This window comes from Bradyrhizobium sp. HKCCYLRH2060 (assembly GCF_051168135.1).
In the GTDB taxonomy this organism is placed as follows: Bacteria; Pseudomonadota; Alphaproteobacteria; order Rhizobiales; family Xanthobacteraceae; genus Bradyrhizobium.
This window is the reverse complement of record NZ_JBNPUK010000004.1, coordinates 340,258-362,735: the sequence shown is the minus strand read 5'-3', so window position 1 is coordinate 362,735 and position 22,478 is coordinate 340,258. Positions and strand designations below refer to the sequence as shown.

General features: G+C 63.9%; 24 protein-coding genes. 1 reads left to right on the top strand and 23 read right to left on the bottom strand.

Going from position 1 to position 22,478, the window contains the following annotated elements:
• Nucleotides 1–12: 12 nt before the first annotated feature.
• From rpsH to rpsL, 20 genes are all read right to left on the bottom strand, one after another.
• Complete coding sequence (gene rpsH, locus ACQR10_RS12450; RefSeq protein ID WP_315714559.1) at nucleotides 13–411, bottom strand: 30S ribosomal protein S8; 399 nt, start codon at nucleotides 409–411, stop codon at nucleotides 13–15.
• A 13-nt stretch (nucleotides 412–424) separates the two neighbouring features.
• On the bottom strand, nucleotides 425–730 hold the full coding sequence (rpsN, locus tag ACQR10_RS12445) for a 30S ribosomal protein S14 (protein ID WP_315800970.1): 306 nt from the start codon (nucleotides 728–730) through the stop codon (nucleotides 425–427).
• A gap of 43 nt (nucleotides 731–773) precedes the next feature.
• Nucleotides 774–1,331: a 50S ribosomal protein L5 gene (rplE, locus tag ACQR10_RS12440; RefSeq protein ID WP_315800971.1), complete on the bottom strand. Its 558-nt coding sequence runs from the start codon at nucleotides 1,329–1,331 to the stop codon at nucleotides 774–776.
• The gene (gene rplX, locus ACQR10_RS12435; protein WP_315737601.1) at nucleotides 1,324–1,638 is read right to left on the bottom strand and encodes a 50S ribosomal protein L24; all 315 of its coding nucleotides are present in this window, start codon (nucleotides 1,636–1,638) and stop codon (nucleotides 1,324–1,326) included. The genes rplE and rplX overlap by 8 nt, the downstream gene beginning before the upstream one ends.
• Nucleotides 1,638–2,006, bottom strand: a complete 369-nt coding sequence (rplN, locus tag ACQR10_RS12430; RefSeq protein ID WP_006611848.1) for a 50S ribosomal protein L14 — start codon at nucleotides 2,004–2,006, stop codon at nucleotides 1,638–1,640. The genes rplX and rplN overlap by 1 nt, the downstream gene beginning before the upstream one ends.
• Before the next feature lie 99 nt (nucleotides 2,007–2,105).
• Nucleotides 2,106–2,354 carry a 30S ribosomal protein S17 gene (gene rpsQ / locus ACQR10_RS12425; protein WP_015667612.1) on the bottom strand — a complete coding sequence of 83 codons (249 nt, stop codon included), beginning with the start codon at nucleotides 2,352–2,354 and terminating at the stop codon, nucleotides 2,106–2,108.
• Nucleotides 2,355–2,364: 10 nt separating this feature from the next.
• The gene (gene rpmC, locus ACQR10_RS12420; protein WP_006611846.1) at nucleotides 2,365–2,571 is read right to left on the bottom strand and encodes a 50S ribosomal protein L29; all 207 of its coding nucleotides are present in this window, start codon (nucleotides 2,569–2,571) and stop codon (nucleotides 2,365–2,367) included.
• A 5-nt stretch (nucleotides 2,572–2,576) separates the two neighbouring features.
• Nucleotides 2,577–2,990, bottom strand: a complete 414-nt coding sequence (gene rplP / locus ACQR10_RS12415; RefSeq protein ID WP_008963467.1) for a 50S ribosomal protein L16 — start codon at nucleotides 2,988–2,990, stop codon at nucleotides 2,577–2,579.
• 40 nt (nucleotides 2,991–3,030) lie between these two features.
• Entirely contained in the window at nucleotides 3,031–3,741 is a 711-nt protein-coding gene (rpsC, locus tag ACQR10_RS12410; RefSeq protein WP_012045041.1) for a 30S ribosomal protein S3, read from the bottom strand.
• Nucleotides 3,742–3,762: 21 nt separating this feature from the next.
• Nucleotides 3,763–4,143, bottom strand: a complete 381-nt coding sequence (gene rplV / locus ACQR10_RS12405) for a 50S ribosomal protein L22 (protein ID WP_315714562.1) — start codon at nucleotides 4,141–4,143, stop codon at nucleotides 3,763–3,765.
• A 10-nt stretch (nucleotides 4,144–4,153) separates the two neighbouring features.
• On the bottom strand, nucleotides 4,154–4,432 hold the full coding sequence (gene rpsS, locus ACQR10_RS12400) for a 30S ribosomal protein S19 (protein WP_006611842.1): 279 nt from the start codon (nucleotides 4,430–4,432) through the stop codon (nucleotides 4,154–4,156).
• A gap of 12 nt (nucleotides 4,433–4,444) precedes the next feature.
• Complete coding sequence (gene rplB, locus ACQR10_RS12395; RefSeq protein ID WP_006611841.1) at nucleotides 4,445–5,278, bottom strand: 50S ribosomal protein L2; 834 nt, start codon at nucleotides 5,276–5,278, stop codon at nucleotides 4,445–4,447.
• A gap of 12 nt (nucleotides 5,279–5,290) precedes the next feature.
• Complete coding sequence (locus tag ACQR10_RS12390) at nucleotides 5,291–5,590, bottom strand: 50S ribosomal protein L23 (RefSeq protein WP_172108066.1); 300 nt, start codon at nucleotides 5,588–5,590, stop codon at nucleotides 5,291–5,293.
• Complete coding sequence (gene rplD, locus ACQR10_RS12385) at nucleotides 5,587–6,207, bottom strand: 50S ribosomal protein L4 (RefSeq protein ID WP_006611839.1); 621 nt, start codon at nucleotides 6,205–6,207, stop codon at nucleotides 5,587–5,589. The genes ACQR10_RS12390 and rplD overlap by 4 nt, the downstream gene beginning before the upstream one ends.
• The gene (gene rplC / locus ACQR10_RS12380) at nucleotides 6,208–6,927 is read right to left on the bottom strand and encodes a 50S ribosomal protein L3 (protein WP_006611838.1); all 720 of its coding nucleotides are present in this window, start codon (nucleotides 6,925–6,927) and stop codon (nucleotides 6,208–6,210) included.
• 57 nt (nucleotides 6,928–6,984) lie between these two features.
• Nucleotides 6,985–7,293 (bottom strand): 30S ribosomal protein S10, encoded by a 309-nt coding sequence (gene rpsJ, locus ACQR10_RS12375; protein ID WP_002712302.1) that lies wholly within the window; start codon nucleotides 7,291–7,293, stop codon nucleotides 6,985–6,987.
• A 90-nt stretch (nucleotides 7,294–7,383) separates the two neighbouring features.
• Nucleotides 7,384–8,574 carry an elongation factor Tu gene (gene tuf / locus ACQR10_RS12370; RefSeq protein WP_006611837.1) on the bottom strand — a complete coding sequence of 397 codons (1,191 nt, stop codon included), beginning with the start codon at nucleotides 8,572–8,574 and terminating at the stop codon, nucleotides 7,384–7,386.
• A 39-nt stretch (nucleotides 8,575–8,613) separates the two neighbouring features.
• Nucleotides 8,614–10,686: an elongation factor G gene (fusA, locus tag ACQR10_RS12365; RefSeq protein ID WP_316177107.1), complete on the bottom strand. Its 2,073-nt coding sequence runs from the start codon at nucleotides 10,684–10,686 to the stop codon at nucleotides 8,614–8,616.
• A 33-nt stretch (nucleotides 10,687–10,719) separates the two neighbouring features.
• Complete coding sequence (rpsG, locus tag ACQR10_RS12360) at nucleotides 10,720–11,190, bottom strand: 30S ribosomal protein S7 (protein WP_006611835.1); 471 nt, start codon at nucleotides 11,188–11,190, stop codon at nucleotides 10,720–10,722.
• 30 nt (nucleotides 11,191–11,220) lie between these two features.
• On the bottom strand, nucleotides 11,221–11,592 hold the full coding sequence (gene rpsL, locus ACQR10_RS12355; RefSeq protein WP_006611834.1) for a 30S ribosomal protein S12: 372 nt from the start codon (nucleotides 11,590–11,592) through the stop codon (nucleotides 11,221–11,223).
• A gap of 649 nt (nucleotides 11,593–12,241) precedes the next feature.
• Here rpsL and ACQR10_RS12350 point away from each other — a divergent pair.
• Nucleotides 12,242–13,474 carry an FAD-dependent oxidoreductase gene (locus tag ACQR10_RS12350; protein ID WP_316216040.1) on the top strand — a complete coding sequence of 411 codons (1,233 nt, stop codon included), beginning with the start codon at nucleotides 12,242–12,244 and terminating at the stop codon, nucleotides 13,472–13,474.
• Here the strand turns inward: ACQR10_RS12350 and ACQR10_RS12345 are convergent.
• The 3 genes from ACQR10_RS12345 to rpoC all read right to left on the bottom strand — a co-directional run bounded on the left by ACQR10_RS12345 (nucleotide 13,402) and on the right by rpoC (nucleotide 22,414).
• Complete coding sequence (locus ACQR10_RS12345; protein WP_316216039.1) at nucleotides 13,402–15,726, bottom strand: ABC transporter ATP-binding protein; 2,325 nt, start codon at nucleotides 15,724–15,726, stop codon at nucleotides 13,402–13,404. The two genes, ACQR10_RS12350 and ACQR10_RS12345, sit on opposite strands and share 73 nt — an antisense overlap.
• Nucleotides 15,727–15,812: 86 nt before the next feature.
• Entirely contained in the window at nucleotides 15,813–17,876 is a 2,064-nt protein-coding gene (locus ACQR10_RS12340) for an FAD-dependent oxidoreductase (RefSeq protein ID WP_315800975.1), read from the bottom strand.
• A gap of 338 nt (nucleotides 17,877–18,214) precedes the next feature.
• Complete coding sequence (gene rpoC, locus ACQR10_RS12335; protein ID WP_315800976.1) at nucleotides 18,215–22,414, bottom strand: DNA-directed RNA polymerase subunit beta'; 4,200 nt, start codon at nucleotides 22,412–22,414, stop codon at nucleotides 18,215–18,217.
• Nucleotides 22,415–22,478: the final 64 nt, after the last annotated feature.

The following is a 22,478-nucleotide window of genomic DNA, read 5'->3' as shown; positions in this document are numbered from 1 at the left end:
GCTCAATCCTTCTTAGAACACCGTGAAGAGAACTTCACCGCCGACATTCGCGTCACGCGCGCTATGGTCGGCCATGATTCCCTTCGGCGTCGACAAAACAGAAATTCCGAGCCCGTTGTTCACGCGCGGCAGGTTCTTCACCGAGGTGTAGACGCGGCGGCCGGGCTTGGAGACGCGCTCGATCTCGCGGATCACGGGCTCGCCGTCGAAATATTTCAGCTCGATCTCGATCTCGCTGCGGCCCGACGGATGCTCCAGCGTGGCATAGCCGCGGATGTAGCCTTCGGACTTCAGCACCTCGAGCACGCTGGCGCGCATCTTGGAGCCGGGAGTCGAGACCTTCGACTTCGAGCGCATCTGCGCGTTGCGGATGCGGGTGATCAGATCGCTGATGGGATCGTGCGTTGACATGGTGCGATCCTCCTTACCAGCTCGACTTCACGAGGCCCGGAACCAGGCCCTTGGACCCGAGCTCGCGCAACGCGATGCGGCTCAGCTTGTTCTTGCGATAGTTCGACCGCGGACGGCCGGTCAGCTCGCACCGGTTGCGGATGCGGGTCGCCGACGAATTGCGCGGCATCTCGGCCAGCTTCAGGGTCGCGGCAAAGCGCTCCTCCATCGGCTTTTCCTTGTCGGCGATGATCGCCTTCAACCGGGCGCGCTTCGGGGCGGCGTTCTTGGCCATCCGCTTGCGCCGGTTGTTCTTCTCGACTGAACTCTTCTTTGCCATGCTTGGCTCCTGGGTATCCGCGTTTGAGAGGCTGTTCAGCGTCTCACTGCCGGAACGGGAAATTGAATGCGGTCAGAAGGGCACGGGCCTCGTCGTCGGTCGTCGCGGTGGTGCACACCGTGATGTCCATGCCCCAGCTCTCCCCGGCCTTGTCGAAGTCGATCTCGGGGAAAATGATGTGCTCCTTGATGCCGAGCGAATAGTTGCCGCGGCCGTCGAAGCTCTTCGGGTTCAGGCCGCGGAAGTCGCGGACGCGCGGCAGCGCGACGTTGATCAGGCGGTCGATGAACTCGTACATCTTGGTCTTGCGCAAGGTGACCTTGCAGCCGATCGGCTGGTTCTCGCGCAGCTTGAAGGTCGCGATGGCGACGCGCGAATAGGTCACGACCGCCTTCTGGCCGGCGATCAGCGACAGGTCGGCCGCCGCCGTCTCCGCCTTCTTGCGGTCGTTGACCGCCTCGCCGATGCCCATGTTGAGCACGACCTTGTCGAGCCGCGGCACCTGCATGACGTTGGCGTAGCCGAACTTCTCGGTCAGCTGGCTCTTGATCTTGCGATCATATTCCTCGCGCAGGCGCGGGGTGTAAGCGGTCTCAGCCATCGATCTCAACTCCCGAGCTCTTGGCAACGCGGACCTTCTTGCCGTCCGCCTGAATCTTGAATCCAACGCGCGTCGGCTTGCCGTCCTTGCCGACATACGCGACGTTAGACAGGTTGATCGGCGCCTCCTTGGAGATGATGCCGCCTTCCTGGTTCTGGGTCTGCTTCTGGTGACGCTTCACCAGGTTGATGCCGCGTACCAGCGCGGTGCCCTCGTCGGGACGCACCTCGAACACCTCCCCGGTGCGACCCTTGTCGCGGCCGGTCAGGACGATCACCTTGTCGCCCTTGCGGATCTTGGCAGCCATCACAGCACCTCCGGCGCAAGCGAAATGATCTTCATGTGGTTCTTGGCGCGCAGTTCGCGCGGCACCGGCCCGAAGATGCGGGTGCCGACCGGCTCCGACTGGTTGTTGATCAGGACGGCCGCGTTGCGGTCGAAGCGGATCACCGAGCCGTCGGCGCGGCGGATGTCCTTGCGGACGCGCACCACGACGGCCTTCATGACGTCGCCCTTCTTCACCTTGCCACGCGGAATGGCTTCCTTGATCGACACCACGATGATGTCGCCGACGGTGGCATAGCGGCGCTTCGAGCCGCCCAGCACCTTGATACACATGACACGGCGTGCGCCGGAATTATCGGCCACGTCGAGGTTGGTCTGCATCTGAATCATTGATGCACCTCGTCCTCTTCATCTGCTGCGCAGGAAAGCTGCGCCTTGTTTGATCCCGAAAGCGAAACCGGCCCCTTTGACAGGGCCGCGTCTCGCGCCTCAGGCGGTTTTCTTGTGCTCGCCCCGGATCACGGTCCAGCGCTTGAGCTTCGAGATCGGCTTGCTCTCCTCGATCCACACCATGTCGCCCGGCTTGAACTCGTTGTTCTCGTCGTGCGCGTGGTAGTTCTTCGAGCGGCGGATGGTCTTCTTGTAGATCGGGTGGGTGAAGCGCCGGTCGACGCGCACAACGATCGTCTTGGCCTGCTTGTCGCTGACGACGACGCCCTGAAGGGTCCGTTTCGGCATGTCGAGCCTCTTACTTCGTCTTGGCGCGCTGCTGCGCGGCGATGGTCTTGATACGGGCGATGTCGCGGCGCGCCTCACGCAGCCGCGCGGTATTCTCCAGCTGCCCGGTGGCACGCTGGAAGCGCAGGTTGAAGCGCTCCTTCTTCAGATTGACGATCGCATCGTCCATCTGATCGGGGCTCATCGCGCGAATGTCGGCAATCTTCATCTCGGCCATGACCATTACTCCGCAATGCGTTCGACGAAGCGCGTCTTGATCGGCAGCTTGGCGGCCGCCAGCAGCAGCGCCTCGCGCGCGATCTGGTTGCTCACGCCGTCGATCTCGAACATCACCCGGCCCGGCTTGACGCGGGCCACCCACAATTCCGGCGAGCCCTTGCCGGAGCCCATGCGGACCTCGGCCGGCTTCTTCGACACCGGAAGATCCGGGAACACGCGAATCCAGACGCGGCCGGCGCGCTTCATGTGACGGGTCAAGGCACGACGAGCGGCCTCGATCTGGCGCGCGGTGACGCGATCCGGCTCCATCGCCTTCAGCCCGAACTGGCCGAAGGCCAGCGTCGCGCCCGAGGACGCAACGCCGTGGATACGGCCCTTATGCGCCTTTCGGAACTTGGTCTTCTTTGGTTGCATCATGGCTTTGAGCCCTCAAACCTGTCTTGTCGCGGCTGATCGATCAGGCCGCGTCGCGGCGCGACCGGGGCTGCGAGCTCTCGCCGCCGCCTTCGTTCATCCGCTTGTCCTGTGCCATCGGATCGTGCTCGAGGATCTCGCCCTTGAAGATCCAGACCTTCACGCCGCAGGTGCCGAAGGTGGTGAACGCGGTGGCCACACCGTAGTCGATGTCGGCGCGCAGCGTGTGCAGCGGCACCCGGCCCTCACGATACCACTCCATGCGGGCGATTTCCGCGCCGCCCAGACGACCCGAGCAGTTGATGCGGATGCCCTCGGCGCCGAGACGCATCGCCGACTGCACGGCGCGCTTCATGGCGCGGCGGAACGCAACGCGACGCTCGAGCTGCTGCGCGATCGATTCGGCGACCAGCGTGGCATCGAGCTCCGGCTTGCGGATCTCGACGATGTTGATGACGACGTCCGACGAGGTGATGTCGGCGACGCGCTTGCGCAGCTTGTCGATGTCGGCGCCCTTCTTGCCGATCACGACGCCCGGACGTGCCGAGTGGATCGTGACGCGGCACTTCTTGTGCGGACGCTCGATCACGATGCGGGCAACGGCCGCCTGCTTGAGCTCCTTGTGCAGGATCTCACGGATCTTGACGTCTTCATGCAGCAGCTTGCCGTACTCGGCCTTGCCGGCGAACCAGCGCGAATCCCAGGTCCGGTTGATGCCGAGACGCAGACCGATCGGATTGATCTTTTGACCCATCGTATTCTCCCAGCGCCTGCTTTAAGCGCTCGCCTCGACCTGACGCACAATGATCGTCAGCTGCGAAAACGGTTTGAAAACTCGGCCCGAACGGCCACGGCCGCGCGGCGAGAAACGCTTCATCACGATTCCCTTGCCGACGAAAGCCTGCGATACGACGAGATCGTCGACCTCGAGCTCGTGATTGTTCTCGGCATTGGCGATCGCCGATTCCAGGCACTTCTTGACGTCGACCGCAATCCGCTTGCGCGAGAACTGCAGGTCGGCGAGGGCGGCCGACGCCTTGCGGCCGCGGATCATCTGCGCCACCAGGTTCAGCTTCTGCGGGCTCACCCGAAGCATCCGGGCCACAGCCTTGGCCTCGTTTTCGGGGAGGCTCCGTTCGCGCTTTGGTTTGCTCATCGCTTAATCCTCAAGCCTTCTTGGCTTTCTTATCGCCCGAATGGCCGTGGAAGGTGCGGGTCGGCGAAAACTCACCGAACTTGTGGCCGACCATCTCTTCGTTGATCGCCACCGGCACGTGCTTCTGGCCGTTGTAGACGCCGAACGTCAGGCCGACGAACTGCGGCAGGATGGTCGAGCGGCGGCTCCAGATCTTGATGACGTCGTGACGGCCGGACGCGCGCGCCGCATCTGCCTTCTTGAGCAGCGACGCCTCGACGAACGGGCCTTTCCAGACTGAACGAACCATGTCCGTCGTTCCTTACTTCTTCCGCTTGTGGCGGCTCAAGAGAATGAATTTATCGGTCGACTTGTTGGTGCGGGTCTTCTTGCCCTTGGTGGGCTTGCCCCACGGAGTGACCGGGTGACGACCGCCCGAGGTACGGCCTTCGCCGCCGCCGTGCGGATGGTCGATCGGGTTCATCGCGACACCGCGGTTGTGGGGCCTGCGGCCCATCCAACGCTTGCGGCCGGCCTTGCCGATCGAGGTGTTCATGTGGTCCGGGTTCGACACCGCACCGATGGTGCCGCGGCAGCGGCCATGCACCAGACGCTGCTCGCCCGAGTTCAGGCGGACGATCACGTAGTCCTGGTCGCGGCCGACGATCTGGGCGTAGGTGCCGGCCGAACGCGCGAGCTGGCCGCCCTTCCCGATCTTGACCTCGATGTTGTGCACGATCGTGCCGACCGGCATGTTGCCCAGCGGCATGACGTTGCCCGGCTTCACGTCGACATAGTTGCCGGCGACGATGGTGTCGCCGACCGCCAGGCGCTGCGGCGCCAGGATGTAGGCGAGCTCGCCATCCTGATACTTGACCAGGGCGATGAAGGCGGTCCGGTTCGGATCATACTCCAGGCGCTCGACGGTCGCGGGAACGTCGACCTTGTCGCGCTTGAAGTCGACCGTGCGGTACGACTGCTTGTGGCCGCCGCCGAGGAAGCGAACCGTGATGCGGCCGGTGTTGTTGCGACCGCCGCTCGACTGCTTGCCTTCGGTCAGCGCCTTGACCGGCTTGCCCTTGTACAGGGCCGAACGATCGACCATCACCAGCTGGCGCTGGCCGGGCGTCGTGGGATTGAATGTCTTCAGTGCCATGGCAGCTCAGCCTTACAGTCCGGTGGTCACGTCGATACGGTGGCCCTCTTCGAGGGTCACGATCGCGCGCTTGCTGTCCGATTGCGAACCGAAATTGCCGCGGAACACCTTGGTCTTGCCCTTGCGGACGAGCGTGTTGACGCTCTTGACCTTGACGTCGAACAGCTTCTCGATCGCTTCCTTGATCTGCGGCTTGGTCGCCTTTGCGGCCACCTTGAACAGAACCTTGTTGTGCTCCGAGGCAAACGTCGCCTTCTCGGTCACGACCGGCGCGATGATGATGTCGTAGTGGCGCGGATCGATGGTCTTCATTTGAAGCGCGCCTCCAGCGCATCGATCGCCGCCTTGGTCAGCACGAGCTTCTGACGGCGCAGGATGTCGTAGACGTTGATGCCCTGGATCGGCAGCACGTCCAGGTTCGGGATGTTGCGGGCCGCAGCGGCAAAGCCGTTGTGCAGCTCGGCGCCGTCGATGATCAGCGCGTTGGTCAGGCCGAGACCCGAGAAGTGGCCGATCAGCGCTTTGGTCTTCGCCGCCTCGAGGGTGGCGTTCTCCAAAACGACCAGATCACCGTCCTTGGCCTTGGCCGACAGCGCATGCTTCAGAGCGAGCGCACGGACCTTCTTCGGCAGGTCGGTCGCATGCGAGCGCACGACCGGACCGAAGGCGCGGCCGCCGCCACGGAACTGCGGCACGCGAGCCGAGCCGTGACGAGCACCGCCGGTGCCCTTCTGCTTGTACATCTTCTTGCCGGTGCGCCAGATCTCGGCGCGCCCCTTGGCCTTGTGAGTGCCGGCCTGACGCTTGTTCAGCTGCCACTGGACGCAACGCTGAATGATGTCAGCGCGCGGCTCCAGACCGAAGATGGCGTCGGACAGCTGGACGGAGCCGGCTTCCTTGCCCTCAAGCGTGGTGACTTTCAGTTCCATTTATGCGCCCTCCTGCACGGCCGGCGCTTCGGCAGCCTGCTCACCCGCGACCTTGAACTTGCCGGGCTTCGGCGCTTCCTTCGGCAGCGGCTTCTTGACGGCGTCGCGCACCGAGATCCAGCCACCCTTGGAGCCGGGCACCGCGCCTTCGACCAGGATCAGGCCGCGCTCGACGTCCGTCTGCACCACACGCAGGTTCAGCGTGGTGATGCGGTCGACGCCCATGTGACCGGGCATCTTCTTGTTCTTCCAGGTCTTGCCGGGGTCCTGACGACCACCGGTCGAACCGATCGAACGATGCGAGATCGACACACCGTGCGTGGCGCGAAGACCGCCGAAGTTCCAGCGCTTCATGCCGCCGGCGAAGCCCTTACCGACCGAGGTGCCGGTAACGTCGACGAACTGGCCGACGACGAAGTGGTCGGCCTGGATCTCGGCGCCGACCGGGATCAGCGAATCCTCGCTGACACGGAATTCGGCAAGCTTGCGCTTCGGCTCGACCTTGGCGACCGCGAACTGGCCGCGCTCCGCCTTCGGCATGTAGACCGTCTTGCGGCTGCCGCTGCCGAGCTGCAGCGCGACATAGCCGTTCTTCTCGGTGGTGCGGTGACCGACCACCTGGCAATTGCCGAGCTTCAGCACGGTCACGGGGATATGTTCGCCGGTCTCCGTGAAGACCCGCGTCATCCCGACCTTTTGTGCGATCACTCCGGAGCGCATCGGCGTGCTTCCTGTTCTTCTCTATGTCCGCGATGGGGCGAACGTGAATCCAAAAACTTAGAGCTTGATCTCGACGTCGACGCCGGCGGCCAGGTCGAGCTTCATGAGAGCATCGACGGTCTGCGGGGTCGGATCGACGATGTCGAGCAGGCGCTTGTGGGTACGCATCTCGAACTGCTCGCGGCTCTTCTTGTCGACGTGCGGCGAACGGTTCACGGTGAACTTCTCGATGCGGGTCGGCAGCGGAATGGGTCCGCGAACCTGCGCGCCGGTCCGTTTCGCCGTGTTGACGATCTCGCGCGTCGACGTATCGAGGATACGATGGTCAAACGCCTTGAGACGGATGCGGATATTTTGGCCGTTCATTGCCGTATCTTTCTTTGAGTAGTGAGTGGCGAGTAGCGAACGGCGAATGGATATCTCCATTCGCCACCCGCCATTCCCTATTCGCTGTTGTTACTCGATGATCGAGGCGACGACGCCGGCGCCGACGGTGCGGCCGCCCTCGCGGATGGCGAAGCGCAGCTTCTCCTCCATCGCGATCGGCACGATCAGGTGCACTTCCATCGCGATGTTGTCGCCCGGCATCACCATCTCGGTGCCTTCCGGCAGGTGAACGACGCCGGTCACGTCGGTCGTGCGGAAGTAGAACTGCGGACGATAGTTGGTGAAGAACGGAGTGTGACGGCCGCCCTCTTCCTTGGTGAGGATGTACGCCTCAGCCTTGAACTTGGTGTGCGGCTTGACCGAACCCGGCTTGCACAGCACCTGGCCGCGCTCGACGTCCTCGCGCTTGGTGCCGCGGAGCAGCGCACCGATGTTGTCGCCCGCCTGGCCCTGATCGAGCAGCTTGCGGAACATTTCAACGCCGGTGACGGTGGTCTTCTGCGTCGGACGGATGCCGACGATCTCGATTTCCTCACCGACCTTGATGATGCCGCGCTCGACACGGCCGGTCACGACGGTGCCGCGGCCCGAGATCGAGAACACGTCTTCGACCGGCATCAGGAAGGGCTGATCGATCGGACGCTCCGGCTGCGGAATGTACTCGTCGACATTGCGCATCAGCTCGAGGATGGCGTCGTGGCCGAGCTTCTTGTCCGAATCTTCCAGAGCGGCGAGCGCCGAGCCCTTGATGATCGGGATCTTGTCGCCCGGGAACTCGTACTTCGAGAGCAGCTCGCGGACCTCGAGCTCGACGAGCTCGAGCAGCTCCGGATCGTCAACCATGTCGCACTTGTTGAGGAACACGACCAGCGCCGGCACGCCGACCTGGCGGGCGAGCAGGATGTGCTCGCGGGTCTGCGGCATCGGGCCGTCAGCGGCCGACACGACCAGGATCGCGCCGTCCATCTGCGCGGCGCCGGTGATCATGTTCTTCACGTAGTCGGCGTGGCCGGGGCAATCGACGTGCGCGTAGTGGCGGTTCTTGGTCTCGTACTCGACGTGAGCGGTCGAGATGGTGATGCCGCGAGCCTTCTCTTCCGGCGCCTTGTCGATCTGGTCGTAGGCAGTGAACGTCGCACCGCCCGTCTCGGCCAGGATCTTGGTGATTGCAGCCGTCAGCGAGGTCTTGCCGTGGTCGACGTGACCGATGGTGCCGATGTTGCAGTGGGGCTTGTTACGTTCAAACTTAGCTTTGGCCATTTGACTCTCCGTTCAGTCGCTAACTTGAGCTAACGACAATCAGGCAAACTTCTTCTGGACTTCGGCCGACACGTTGGCCGGCGCTTCAGCGTAGTGCGAGAACTGCATCGTGAAGGTCGCGCGGCCCTGGCTCATGGAGCGCAGGTTGTTCACGTAACCGAACATGTTCATGAGCGGCACCATCGCGTTGATGACGTTGGCATTGCCGCGCATGTCCTGGCCCTGGATCTGGCCACGACGCGAGTTCAGGTCGCCGATGACCGAGCCGGTGTAGTCTTCCGGGGTCACCACCTCGACCTTCATGATCGGCTCGAGCAGAACCGACTTGCCCTTCTGCAGCGCCTCGCGGAAAGCCGCGCGAGAGGCGATTTCGAAGGCCAGCGCCGACGAGTCGACGTCGTGATACTTGCCGTCGACCAGCGCCACCTTGACGTCGACCACCGGGAAGCCGGCGACCACGCCCGCGCCGAGCACGCTCTCGATGCCCTTCTCGACGCCCGGGATGTATTCCTTCGGAACCGCACCGCCGACGATCTTGGACTCGAACACGTAGCCGCCACCCGGCTCGTTCGGCTCGACCACGAGGCTCACGGCCGCGAACTGGCCGGTGCCGCCGGTCTGCTTCTTGTGGGTGTAGTCCACATTGGCCGGCTTGGTGATGCGCTCACGGAACGCCACCTGCGGCGCGCCGATGTTCGCATCGACCTTGTAGGTACGCTTCAGAATGTCGACCTTGATGTCGAGATGGAGCTCGCCCATGCCCTTGAGGATGGTCTGGCCCGACTCGTGATCGGTCGAGACGCGGAAGGACGGATCTTCCGCGGCCAGCTTCGCCAAGGCGACGCCGAGCTTCTCCTGGTCGGCCTTCGACTTCGGCTCGATCGCGATCTCGATGACCGGCTCCGGGAATTCCATCTTTTCCAGGATCACCTGGTTGGACGGATCGCACAGCGTGTCACCGGTGCGGGCTTCCTTGAGGCCTGCGAGGGCGACGATGTCGCCGGCATAGGCTTCCTTGATGTCCTCGCGATTGTTCGCATGCATCAGCAGCATGCGGCCGATGCGCTCCTTCTTCTCGCGGGTCGAGTTCACGACGCCGGTACCCGAGGTCAGGATGCCCGAATAGATGCGGCAGAAGGTGATGGTGCCGACGAACGGGTCGTCCATGATCTTGAACGCGAGCAGCGCCAGCGGCTCCTTGTCGTCCGCCTTGCGCACGACCTCGTTGCCCTTGTCGTCGGTGCCCTTGATCGCGGGCACGTCGAGCGGCGACGGCAGATAGTCGACGACGGCGTCCAGCAGGGGCTGCACGCCCTTGTTCTTGAAGGCCGAGCCACACAGCACCGGATAGAACGCACCGGTCAGCACGGCCTTGCGGATCAGGCGCTTCAGGGTCGCCTCGTCCGGCTCCTTGCCGTCCAGGAACGCGGTGAGCGCGTCGTCATCGAGCTCGACGGCGGCTTCCACCAGCTTCTCGCGATATTCCTTGGCCTGATCGGCCAGATCAGCCGGGATCTCGGCGTAGTCGAACTTCGCGCCGAGCGCCTCGTCGTTCCAGACGATCGCCTTCATGGTCACGAGGTCGATGCAGCCCTTGAAGTTGTTCTCAGCACCGATCGGCAGCTGGATCGCAACCGGCTTCGCGCCCAGGCGGTCGACGATGTCGGCCAGGCACTTGAAGAAGTCGGCGCCGGTCTTGTCCATCTTGTTGGCGAAGACGATGCGCGGCACCTTGTACTTGTCGCCCTGGCGCCAGACGGTCTCGGTCTGCGGCTCGACGCCCTGGTTGGAGTCGAGCACGCACACGGCGCCGTCGAGCACGCGAAGCGAACGCTCGACCTCGATGGTGAAGTCGACGTGGCCAGGGGTGTCGATGATGTTCAGGCGCTTGCCGTTCCAGAACGCGGTGGTGGCAGCCGAGGTGATCGTGATGCCACGCTCCTGCTCCTGCTCCATCCAGTCCATCGTCGCGGCACCTTCGTGCACTTCGCCGATCTTGTGGCTCTTGCCGGTGTAATAGAGGATGCGCTCGGTCGTCGTGGTCTTACCGGCGTCGATATGCGCCATGATACCGAAGTTACGGTAGTCCTCGATGGCATGTTGGCGGGGCATGAAGGTGTTCCCTGATTTCCGTTCGGGCCGCTGTTACCAGCGGTAGTGCGAGAAGGCGCGGTTGGCTTCCGCCATCCGGTGCACGTCTTCACGCTTCTTCACGGCGTTACCCCGATTGTTCGAGGCGTCGAGCAGCTCCGCCGAAAGCCGCTCAGTCATCGTCTTCTCGTTGCGGTCGCGCGCGGCCGAGATCAGCCAGCGGATGCCCAGCGCCTGCCGGCGGGTCGAACGAACCTCGACCGGCACCTGGTAGGTCGCGCCGCCGACGCGGCGGGAGCGGACCTCGATGGTCGGCATGACGTTTTCGAGGGCCTGCTCGAACACCGTCAGCGGGCTCTGCTTGGTCTTGGCCTCGATGATGCCGAACGCGCCGTAGACGATACCTTCGGCGACCGACTTCTTGCCGGCGTACATCACCGAGTTCATGAACTTGGTGACGATGATGTTCCCGAACTTCGGATCCGGAAGCACTTCACGCTTTTCGGCTGAATGGCGACGCGACATGTGATCTTGTTCCCGCTTCTCTCGAACGTCTTACTTCGGACGCTTCGCGCCGTACTTCGAACGGCGCTGCTTACGGTTCTTGACGCCCTGGGTATCCAGCACGCCGCGGAGGATGTGGTAGCGCACGCCCGGCAAGTCCTTGACGCGGCCGCCACGGATCATGACCACCGAGTGCTCCTGCAGGTTATGGCCTTCACCCGGGATGTAGCCGATCACCTCGAAGCCGTTGGTCAGGCGCACCTTGGCGACCTTACGAAGCGCCGAGTTCGGCTTCTTCGGGGTCGTGGTGTAGACGCGCGTGCAAACGCCACGCTTCTGCGGCGACTGCTGCAGCGCCGGCACCTTCTTGCGCGACTTCTGCACTTCGCGCGGATTTGCGATCAGCTGGTTGATCGTCGGCATCTTGGCCTTCACCCTTCTCAACGTTCGCACGGAGACCGCGACCGGCTTCCGCAAATTCTGTTCGAGGTTCCCCGCCTCACCGGGCCGTTTCGCGCGATCAAAACCCGCGCAAAACGAAATCGCGCCAACCGTTCATCGCTGAACGGAAAGCGCTTGACGCCACAGAGGACCGCGATCACCACCAAACAGCTTGCGCTGGCGGGCGGCCTACCGAGGTCATGCATCCGAAATTGGTCTCCAGAGAACGAGCTCGAGAGATCTAATATCGTTTTGGCATTGCCTAGCTATGATCGACAGCGTTTGAGCGGCATTCGTCGAGGGTGGTGCCCGTCCCGCCCTGTTCCGGGTGGTCTGGGTGATCCGTACCGACGCTGGCGAAGCTCACCGCCTGTCGTTGAGTGCCGGCCTTTTATAAGCGGTAAATATCCAAGTCAAGCAAAACGACGCCGCAGGACGCGCAAAGAAGCGCTTCTGGCCGCTGCAGTTTCCGCTCCGACCGCGCCCCTACATCCTAAGGTATCTGTAGACCGCAGAGCCCTGCCCGCGCGGGCCCAGCCCCTCTCCAACCCAGGGACATATCCAGAGACATTGAAGATAAGGCTTTTTTTGGCTTTGGCCGACAAGGATGGCGCCCACGACGAGGCGCCCCGTGACAGACTATACCGATATTGCGATCATTGGCGGCGGCTTGGCCGGCTCGATCACGGCCGCCATGCTCGGGCGTGCCGGCATCCCGGCGATTCTGGTCGATCCCCACGCGATCTCCCCGCCCGACTTTCGAATCGAGAAGATCTCCGGTGCCGGGCAGATCGGCCGATTCCGTCGCACCGGGATCGCCGACAAGGCGTTAACCCAAGCCACCCTGACCCCGGAGAACTGGATCGCCCGATTCGGCTACGTGCTCGAACGGGCCCCGGTCCCGCAATACGGCATCCTTTACGACACGCTGGTGACGGCCGTGCGCGACGAGATCCGCGGCCGCGTGACGCGAATCGTCGCCAAGGCCGTGGCGATCACGCCAGGCGAGGATCGCCAGTCGGTCGTGCTGTCCAACGGGCAGACGATCTCCGCCCGTCTCGTCGTGCTCGCCAACGGGCTGAACGTTGGGCTGCGGCACATGCTGGGAATCACCCGCAAGATCACCAGCCCCGCCCATTCGATCTCGATCGGGTTCGACCTGACGCCGGCCGGCCGCGCCGCCTTCCCGTTCCCGGCCATGACCTACTTCCAGGAGCGGGCCGACGCGCGGGTGCCCTACATCACCCTGTTCCCGATCGGCGAGCGCATGCGGGCGAACCTGTTCGCCTATCGCGAGGTGGACGCCCCCTGGCTGCGGGCGATCCGGCGCGCCCCGGTCGAAACGCTGATGGCCGCCCTGCCCGGCCTGCGGCGGATCACCGGCCCGTACGCCGTGAGGGGGGAAGTGAAGCTCCGCCCCGCCGACCTCACCATCAACACTGGATACCGCATGCCGGGCGTCGTGCTCGTCGGCGATGCCTTCTGCACCACCTGCCCCGTCACCGGCACCGGCTCCGACAAGGTGTTCACCGACGTCGAGCGCCTCTGCAACGTCCACATTCCGCGCTGGCTGGCGACTGACGGCATGGGCGAGGCCAAGATCGCGGCCTTCTATGCCGACCCGGTCAAGATCGCCTGCGATGCGTGGTCGCTCGACAAGGCCTGGAATTTCCGATCGGTCTCGATCGGGGCCAGCCCCTATTGGCAGGCACAACGCTGGGCGCGCTTTGCGGTCTCGCTCGGCCGCGGGATTCAGCAGCGGCTGACGAAGACCAATGCGCCGCTCAACGTCTATTCCTCGTCATCGTCATCATCCTCCTCGTCGTCGTCATCCTCCTCATCATCGCTGTCGTCGTCGGCCTGATCGAGCCGGCTCGGCTGATGGCCCTGGTCGTCCCAGAGCTTGCGATAGGTCCCGTTCTTCGCCAGGAGCTCGGCGTGGCTACCGCGCTCGATCGCCCGGCCGCCGGAGATGACGATGATCTCGTCCATCTCGACCAACGAGGTCAGGCGGTGGGTCGACCAGATCATGGTACGGCCCTTGGCGACCTTCAGCAGGGTGCGGTTGATCGCGGCTTCCGTGGTCTGGTCCAGCGCCGAGGTCGCCTCGTCGAGCAGCAGCACGGACGGGTTGCGGATGATGGCGCGGGCGATCGCGATGCGCTGGCGCTGGCCACCGGACAGCGTGTCGCCGCGCTCACCGACGATGGTGTCGTATTTCTGCGGCAGGCTCATGATGTAGCGGTGGATCTCGGCCTTCTTGGCCGCCTCCTCCACCTCCGCGTCGGTGGCGCCCTCCTTGCCGAGCCGGATGTTTTCCCGCAGCGACATGTTGAACAGCATGTTCTCCTGGAACACCACGGCCATGCTGCCGCGCAGCGAATCGCGCGTCACCTTGCGGATGTCGACGCCGTCGATGGTGACGCGGCCTTCATCGGGCACATAGAGCCGCAGGATCAGGTTGAGCAGCGTGCTCTTGCCCGAGCCCGACGGACCGACGATCGCGATCCGCTTGCCGACGTCGAGCTTGAGGCTCAGATTGTCGAGCACCGGCGTCTGGCTACCCTCGTACTGGAAGGTCACGCGCTCGAAGGTGATGTCGTGGCTGATGCGGGGCAGATCCGGCGCGCCGGGCCGGTCGGCACCGCGGGTCGGCTCGTCCAGCAGCTCCTGCATGTGCCGGATCGCGGCCGCCGACGAGATCGACACCGGCACGAAGTGCATCACATGGGCGATGTTGTAGGACACCTCCCAGAATGCGCTTTCGAAGGTAACGAAGGTGCCGATCGTGATCTGGCCCTTGGTGGCGAGATAGGCGCCGAGAGCGAGCACGACGAGATGCAGCAGCAGCACCGAGATCGTGACGGTGCGCTCGACCATGGTCGACAGGAACATCGCATCGGCCATCTTGCGCCGCGCCGCGTCGTTGCGGAAGCTGAACCAGCCGAAGACCTTGCGGTGCAGGCTGAAGGCCTTGATGACGGCTTGTGCCGCGATGTTCTCCTGGATCACGCCGAGCAGCGACGCTTCGTTCAGTTTCTGCTCGTAATTGGCCTGAACCGCCTTCGGAGTCAGGATGCGCGGGCCGATCAGGGTGATCGGAAACACCAGGAGCGCGATCGCAGCGAGCTGCCAGTTCAGGAACAGCATCAGAATGATGCCCGCAATCAGCTCGAGGAACGGCAGCACGGCGCTGTTGGCGAAGCTCTTCACGACGTTCTCGAACGCCGACATGTCGACCGAGAAGCGCGACAGGATCTCGCCGCGCTTGGTGCGCTGGAAATAGGCCGCCGGCAGGTTCTGCACGTGGTCGAACAGCCGGGTGCGGACATCCGAGATGACGCAGGCCGCCAGCCGCGCATCCCAGCGCTCGTAGAGCACGGCAATGATCGAGGTGACGATGCCTGCAACCGCCAGCACGCCGAGGATGCGATAGAGCGCCTCGAAATCCTCTTCGCCGAGCGCATCGTCGATCAGGAACTTGAGGCTGAGCGGCATGATGACGTTGAACAGCGTCTCGATCAGCACGCCGATCGAAACGAAGGCCAGCATCTTCTTGTATTTCGCGAGCAGCGGCGAGACGAAGCCGTAGATGGTGGCGAGCGCGCCGGCGGCCTCGCGCGCGGTGTAGACGACGAGGTCCTCGTCGTCATCGTCGTCGTCGAGATCGTCGTCCTCGTCCTCGCCGTCCTCGTCGTCATCATCGTCGGAAGGCGGCGGCGCAGGCTTGCTGGCTTGTGGCGGCTTTGAGGGCTGCGCCGGCTTTGAAGGCGGCGCCGGCTCTGGCGGCTGTGTCGGCTTGGTCGCCTCCGGCGGCGTGCCGGCCAGTAACGGCTCGGAGGGCTGCAGCGCTTCGGTGGTCGGCGGCAGGGCGGCGGCCGGTGCTTGAGTTGCCGGTGGCGATTCGGGTGTCGTTGGCGTCGCGGCGGTTCCGGAAAGCCGCTTTGCGATCTCGGCAGCGGCGCCGGCGGCAGCCGCAATTCGTTCGCCAGCGATCCGATCGTCTTCGGTCTGACCGGGCGCAGCCGAGGCCGAACCGGGTTTCGAGCCTCGCTTCGAGCCTGATTTGGAGGCCGGACCCGACCCTGACTTGGACTCTGGTTTCTTGGGCGCCATGCAACCAACCGAAGCAGCGTGGCCGACGACGCGCCAGCCTTGCGCGTCAGGCCTTTAACATCTGCACGGCGCCGCGGCCAGCGTCCTCAGTCTTCGTCCTCGACCTTGTCGAAGAACGAGTAACGCAGGCTGTCCGCGTCGGCGTACCATTGGCCCGGGCCTTTGTTGGCCGCGAGCGTCGCGGCCCACACCTCGTCGGTGCAGTCGCGGCGATGCATGGCAAGATCGAAGCCGTTGCCGAAGAACAGCTCCGACCACTCCCACCAGGTGCCGAGCTTCTTGACCCCGCGCAGCAGGTCGTAGCGGTCGACGAGCGCCGGAGCCATGTCCGAGGTGATCGAGCCGAACACGAGGCCGGTCTTGACGACGCGGTTCAGTTCGCGAATCGCGCGCGCAACCTGCTTGTCACCGAGGTGGCAGAGGCTGGTCTCGAACACGAAATCGAACTCGCCGGTCTTGAACGGCATGTCCGTGATCGAGCCGAGCTTGTTGTACTTCTTGAGCGCCTTCGGCGTCTTGCCGTGGATGTAGCGGTTGTTTTCGATGCCCCAGGCATCGATGCCGCGCTCGCGGAGCGCTCCCACCAGTTCACCGCTCGCGGAGCCGGCGACCAGGAGCTTGTAGCCTTTGCCCTTGCCGGCCCGGTTCCAGACGATCTTGATCAGGCTGGTCAGATAGTCCGGATCGGTGAACTGCGACCACGCTTCGCTGTACGGCCCCTGCCCGCGATAATTGTCGAAATAGTCTCGGTCGATCTTGTCCGACAGCGGCATCTCGGCCTGCGAGCGGACGCGGCGCAGCCGCATCATTTCGGTCAGGATGATGTCGGTGGCGGCGTCCGAGGAATCGAGCAGTCCGTTCAAGGTCGAATCGAACAGGTAGTCACCGACCACGACGATGCCGGGGTGCTCCTTCGGCTCAGGCCGGTGATTGGTCATGACGTCGCGTACCGGCAGACCGCCGGGCAGCGCGTTGACGGACGACAGCCAGCGATGGATCTTGCCTTCCATGAAGTGCGCGCGCGCGTCGCCGAGCGCCGCCGGGAGCGACTTCAGCGCGGCATCGATCAGTTCCTGGTCCGACAGGTTGGCGAAGGCGAGCGCATCCGAGCCTGCGATCAGCCAGTTGAGCACGCCGTGCTTGCCGACATCGTGGCGCGAGCCCTCGTTGTAGATGCAGCAGCCGCCGAACGCCTCAGACATGAACCAGGAGCCCGGAATCTTCTCGCCCCAGAACGGCTCGTCGAACAGGATCGAGACGCGCAGGTAGTGCGCGGGACGATCGAAATAGGCGATGTGCTTGATCATCGACTGGCGCAGCTTCTCGCCCTCCCAGCCGACCGTCGACAGCCAGGAATGCGGCAGGCACACCAGCACGAGATCGAACTCGCGCGTCTCCGGCCCCTTGCCGTTCATCATGTTGAGCCGGTAGCGGCCCGCCTCCGTCTTGCCGATGCGGAGCACGCGATGATTGAGCTGGATGTCGGCATCGACCTCGGAGCGCAGGCACTCGATCAGTTGCTCGTTGCCGTTCTGAATCGAGTACAGGCCGATATAGTCGTCGATATCCATCACGAAGTTCTTGAGCGCATTGAGGCCGTTGGTGTTGTGGGCCTCGGTCGCGAGGTCGGAGCGCGACATCACCTTGAAGAAGCGCTTGGCGGTGGGATCCTCGACCTCCTCATCGAGCAGCTCCTCGCAGGTCTTGTAGGCCCAGGGGTGCTCGTTGTCGTGGGCGCCGACGCCCTCGTAATATTCGACCGGCGACATCACGTCGGTGCAGCGCTTGCGGAACGCCTCGACCGCGGCAGCCGTCTTCGGCCCGTATTTGCGGCGCAGCCCCGGCACGTCGTCGAGCAGCTCGCCGTCGAGCTGGACCTGCAGCGCATCCATCGGAATCGTCTGCAGCCCGAAATGCTGGATCAGCTCGCGCAGCGGATCAGGGCCGGTCATCGAGTAGTCGTAGATTTCTGCGACACCAGCCTCGTACATCGCCGGAGCGGTATCGAACTTGCGCGTCACGATCTTGCCGCCGAGCCGGTCGGATGCCTCGTAGATCGTCACCTTGCAGAGATCACCGAGTTTGCGCCTCAGATACCAGGCGCTCATCAGGCCACCCGGACCGCCACCAACAATCGCAAGGTCAAGCATCGAAGTTCCGCCATCTCCGGCTGTCAGCGACGTTGCCGGTCGTCCATATCAGGGGTCCTGCCACCCTCGGGGCTCGATCGGCCATAGCCTACCCGGCCCGCAGAAGGTTTGCGCCGGAGCAAATCGGCGCATCGCCACGGGAGTCGACGGAAATCAGCTCAGCGGATCTGATGCTTCCAAAAGCGCCTCTGTCCCTGAAGGGAAGATGAACAACGGGGCAGCAGCGCGGCAACAGGAGAAGAAAATGTCAAAAAAAGGCCGGCAAACGCCGGCCTTTTCTACGCGTGATGAACGCACGGCAGACCCCGACACCGTCAGGGTCATGCCGCAACCGTCCGTTACTCTGCCGGCGGCAGCGCCAGCGGCTGAGGCTCGGGCTGCGCCGGCACGATCGCCGCCTGCTTCTCGCGCTCGTCGAGAATCAGCTTGTCGCGCTTCAAGGCGACCTCGCGGATGCGGGCCATCGAGGCGCCGGTGCCGGCCGGGATCAGACGGCCGACGATGACGTTCTCCTTGAGACCCTCGAGCGGATCGATCTTGCCGTTGACCGCCGCCTCGGTGAGGACGCGGGTGGTCTCCTGGAACGAGGCCGCCGAGAAGAACGACCGGGTCTGCAGGCTCGCCTTGGTGATGCCGAGCAGAACCGGAGTGCCCGTGGCCGGCTTCTTCGCCTCCTCCACGGCCTTCGCGTTGAGCAGGTCGAACTCGATCTTGTCGACCTGTTCGCCCGAGATCATGTCGGTATCGCCCTGGTCGGTGATCTCCACCTTCTGCAGCATCTGACGGACAATCACCTCGATGTGCTTGTCGTTGATGAGCACGCCCTGCAGCCGGTAGACCTCCTGGATCTCGTTGACCAGATAGGCCGCGAGCTCCTCGATGCCCTTGATCGCCAGGATGTCGTGCGGCGCCGGGTTGCCTTCGACGATGAAGTCGCCCTTCTCGACGATGTCGCCATCCTGCAGATGGATGTGCTTGCCCTTCGGGATCAGGTACTCGCGCGGCTCCTCGGTCTTGTCGACCGGCTCGATCGAGATGCGACGCTTGTTCTTGTAGTCGCGACCGAACCGGATGGTGCCGGCGATCTCGGCGATGATCGCGGCATCCTTCGGCTTGCGCGCTTCGAACAGCTCCGCCACCCGCGGCAGACCGCCGGTGATGTCGCGCGTCTTGGCGCTTTCCGTCGAGATACGCGCCAGGATGTCGCCCGGCTTCACCGTCGAACCGACGTCGACCGACAGAATCGCGTCGACCGACAGCATGTAGCGGGCATCGCCGCCGCGGGCGAGCTTGAGCACCTTGCCGTCCTTGCCCTTGATCACGATCGCCGGACGCAGATCCGCGCCACCGCGCGTTCCACGCCAGTCGATGACCACGCGCTTGGCGATACCGGTGGATTCGTCGAGCGTTTCCGAGATCGACAGACCCTCGGTCAGATCCTCGAACCCGATCGTACCCTCGGCTTCCGTGAGGATCGGACGGGTATAAGGATCCCACTCGGCGATGCGCTGGCCGCGCTTGATCATGTCGCCGTCGTCGACATGCATGCGCGCGCCGTACTGGATGCGGTGCGTCGCACGCTCGGTGCCGTCGGGGTCGACGATCGTCACGACCATGTTGCGGACCATCGCGATCAGGTGACCCTCGCTGTTGCGGGCGATCGCCTTGTTCTTGATGACCACCTTGCCTTCGAAGTTCGATTCCACGAAGGACTGCTCGTTCAGCTGCGCCGCACCACCGATGTGGAACGTGCGCATCGTCAGCTGGGTGCCGGGCTCACCGATCGACTGCGCGGCGATGACGCCGACGGCCTCACCGTGGTTGACCGGCGTACCGCGCGCCAGATCGCGGCCGTAGCACATCTTGCAGATGCCGTTGACCAGCTCGCAGGTCAGCGCCGAGCGGATCTTCACCTCCTGCACGCCAGCCTGCTGGATGGCGTCGATGTGGCTTTCCTCCATCAAGGTGCCAGCCTTGACCAGCACCGCGTTGGTCGCGGGATCGCGCACGTCGTCGCAGGGCACGCGGCCCAGGATGCGCGAGCCGAGCGAGGCCACGACCGTGCCGGCGTCGACGATGGCGCGCATCTTGATGCCGAGATGGGTGCCGCAATCGTCCTGCGTGATGATGCAGTCCTGCGCCACGTCGACCAGACGGCGGGTCAGGTAGCCCGAGTTCGCGGTCTTCAACGCGGTGTCCGCGAGGCCCTTGCGGGCGCCGTGGGTCGAGTTGAAGTACTCGAGAACCGAGAGACCTTCCTTGAAGTTCGAGATGATCGGCGTCTCGATGATCTCACCCGACGGCTTGGCCATCAGGCCGCGCATGCCGGCGAGCTGACGCATCTGGGCCGGCGAACCGCGGGCACCGGAATGCGACATCATGTAGATCGAGTTGATGTCGGCATCCGCCCCCGTCGCCGTCTTCTTGGTGACGGAGATCTCCTTCATCATCTCCTTGGCGATCTCTTCCGAGGCCTTCGACCAGGCGTCGACGACCTTGTTGTACTTCTCGCCATGGGTGATCAGACCGTCATTGTACTGCTGCTCGAAATCCTTCGCCAGCGTACGGGTGGTGTCGACGATCTTCCACTTGCCCGCCGGCACGACCATGTCGTCCTTGCCGAACGAGATGCCCGCCTTGAAGGCGTTGTAGAAGCCGAGCGCCATGATGCGGTCGCAGAAGATCACCGTCTCCTTCTGGCCGCAGTGACGATAGACCTGATCGATCACGCCCGAGATCTCGCGCTTGGTCATCAGCTTGTTGATGACCTCGAACGTCACGCGCGGATGCTTCGGCAGCAGGTTGCCGAGCATCACGCGGCCCGCGGTGGTCTCGATCCAGCGCTTGGCGATCTTGCCTTCCTCGTTCATCCCCTCCCAGCGGTACTTGATCTTGCTGTGGAGATGGATGGCCTTGGCGTGCAGCGCATGCTCGAGCTCGGCCATGTTGCCGAACGCCATGCCCTGGCCGGGCATGCCTTCGCGCATGATCGAGACATAGTAGAGACCGAGCACGATGTCCTGCGACGGCACGATGATCGGCTGACCATTGGCCGGATGCAGGATGTTGTTGGTCGACATCATCAGGACGCGCGCTTCCAGCTGCGCTTCGAGCGACAGCGGAACGTGCACGGCCATCTGGTCGCCGTCGAAGTCGGCGTTGAACGCCGAGCAGACCAGCGGATGCAGCTGGATCGCCTTGCCCTCGATCAGCACCGGCTCGAACGCCTGGATGCCGAGACGATGCAGGGTCGGGGCGCGGTTCAGCAGCACCGGATGCTCGCGGATGACCTCGTCCAGGATGTCCCAGACCTCGGGGCGCTCCTTCTCGACCAGCTTCTTGGCCTGCTTGACGGTCGTCGAGAGGCCCTTGGCGTCGAGCCGCGAGTAGATGAACGGCTTGAACAGCTCGAGCGCCATCTTCTTCGGCAGGCCGCACTGATGCAGGCGCAGCTCGGGACCGACCACGATGACCGAGCGGCCGGAATAGTCGACGCGCTTGCCGAGCAGGTTCTGACGGAAGCGGCCCTGCTTGCCCTTCAGCATGTCGGCGAGCGACTTCAGCGGACGCTTGTTGGCGCCGGTGATGACGCGGCCGCGGCGGCCGTTGTCGAACAGCGCATCCACCGCCTCCTGAAGCATGCGCTTCTCGTTGCGGATGATGATGTCCGGCGCGCGCAGCTCCATCAGCCGCTTCAGGCGGTTGTTGCGGTTGATGACGCGACGGTAGAGGTCGTTGAGGTCCGAGGTCGCGAAGCGGCCGCCGTCGAGCGGCACCAGCGGCCGCAGATCCGGCGGGATCACCGGAACAACGGTCATGATCATCCATTCCGGCTTGTTGCCGGAGTGGCGGAACGCCTCGACGATCTTCAGGCGCTTGGCGAGCTTCTTGTGCTTGATGTCGGAGTCGGTCTCCTGCATCTCGGCACGCAGCGTCTGCTCGAGCTTCTCGAGCTCGAGGCCGCGCAGCAGCTCACGGATGGCCTCGGCGCCGATCATGGCGGTGAAGCTGTCCTGGCCGTATTCGTCCTGCGCCTTGAGGTACTCGTCCTCCGACAGCAGCTGACGGTCCTTGAGCGCGGTCAGACCCGGCTCGAGGACGACGTAGTATTCGAAGTACAGGATCCGCTCGAGATCCTTCAGCGTCATGTCGAGCAGCAGGCCGATGCGCGACGGCAGCGACTTCAGGAACCAGATGTGCGCGACCGGAGCGGCGAGCTCGATATGGCCCATGCGCTCGCGCCGGACACGCGACAAGGTCACCTCGACCGAGCACTTCTCGCAGATGATGCCCTTGTACTTCATCCGCTTGTACTTGCCGCACAAGCACTCGTAGTCCTTGATCGGCCCGAAGATGCGGGCGCAGAACAGGCCGTCGCGCTCGGGCTTGAAGGTACGGTAGTTGATCGTTTCCGGCTTCTTGATCTCGCCGTAGGACCAGGACAGAATCTTCTCCGGAGACGCAATCGAGATCCGGATCTGGTCGAAGACCTGAGCCGGCGTCGTCGGATTGAAGAGATTCATAATTTCTTGGTTCATCGTATTCTCCTCGCGGGCCGATCGGGGGTCGGCCGCAAATTCGAAAATCTCTCAACGGGCGCCT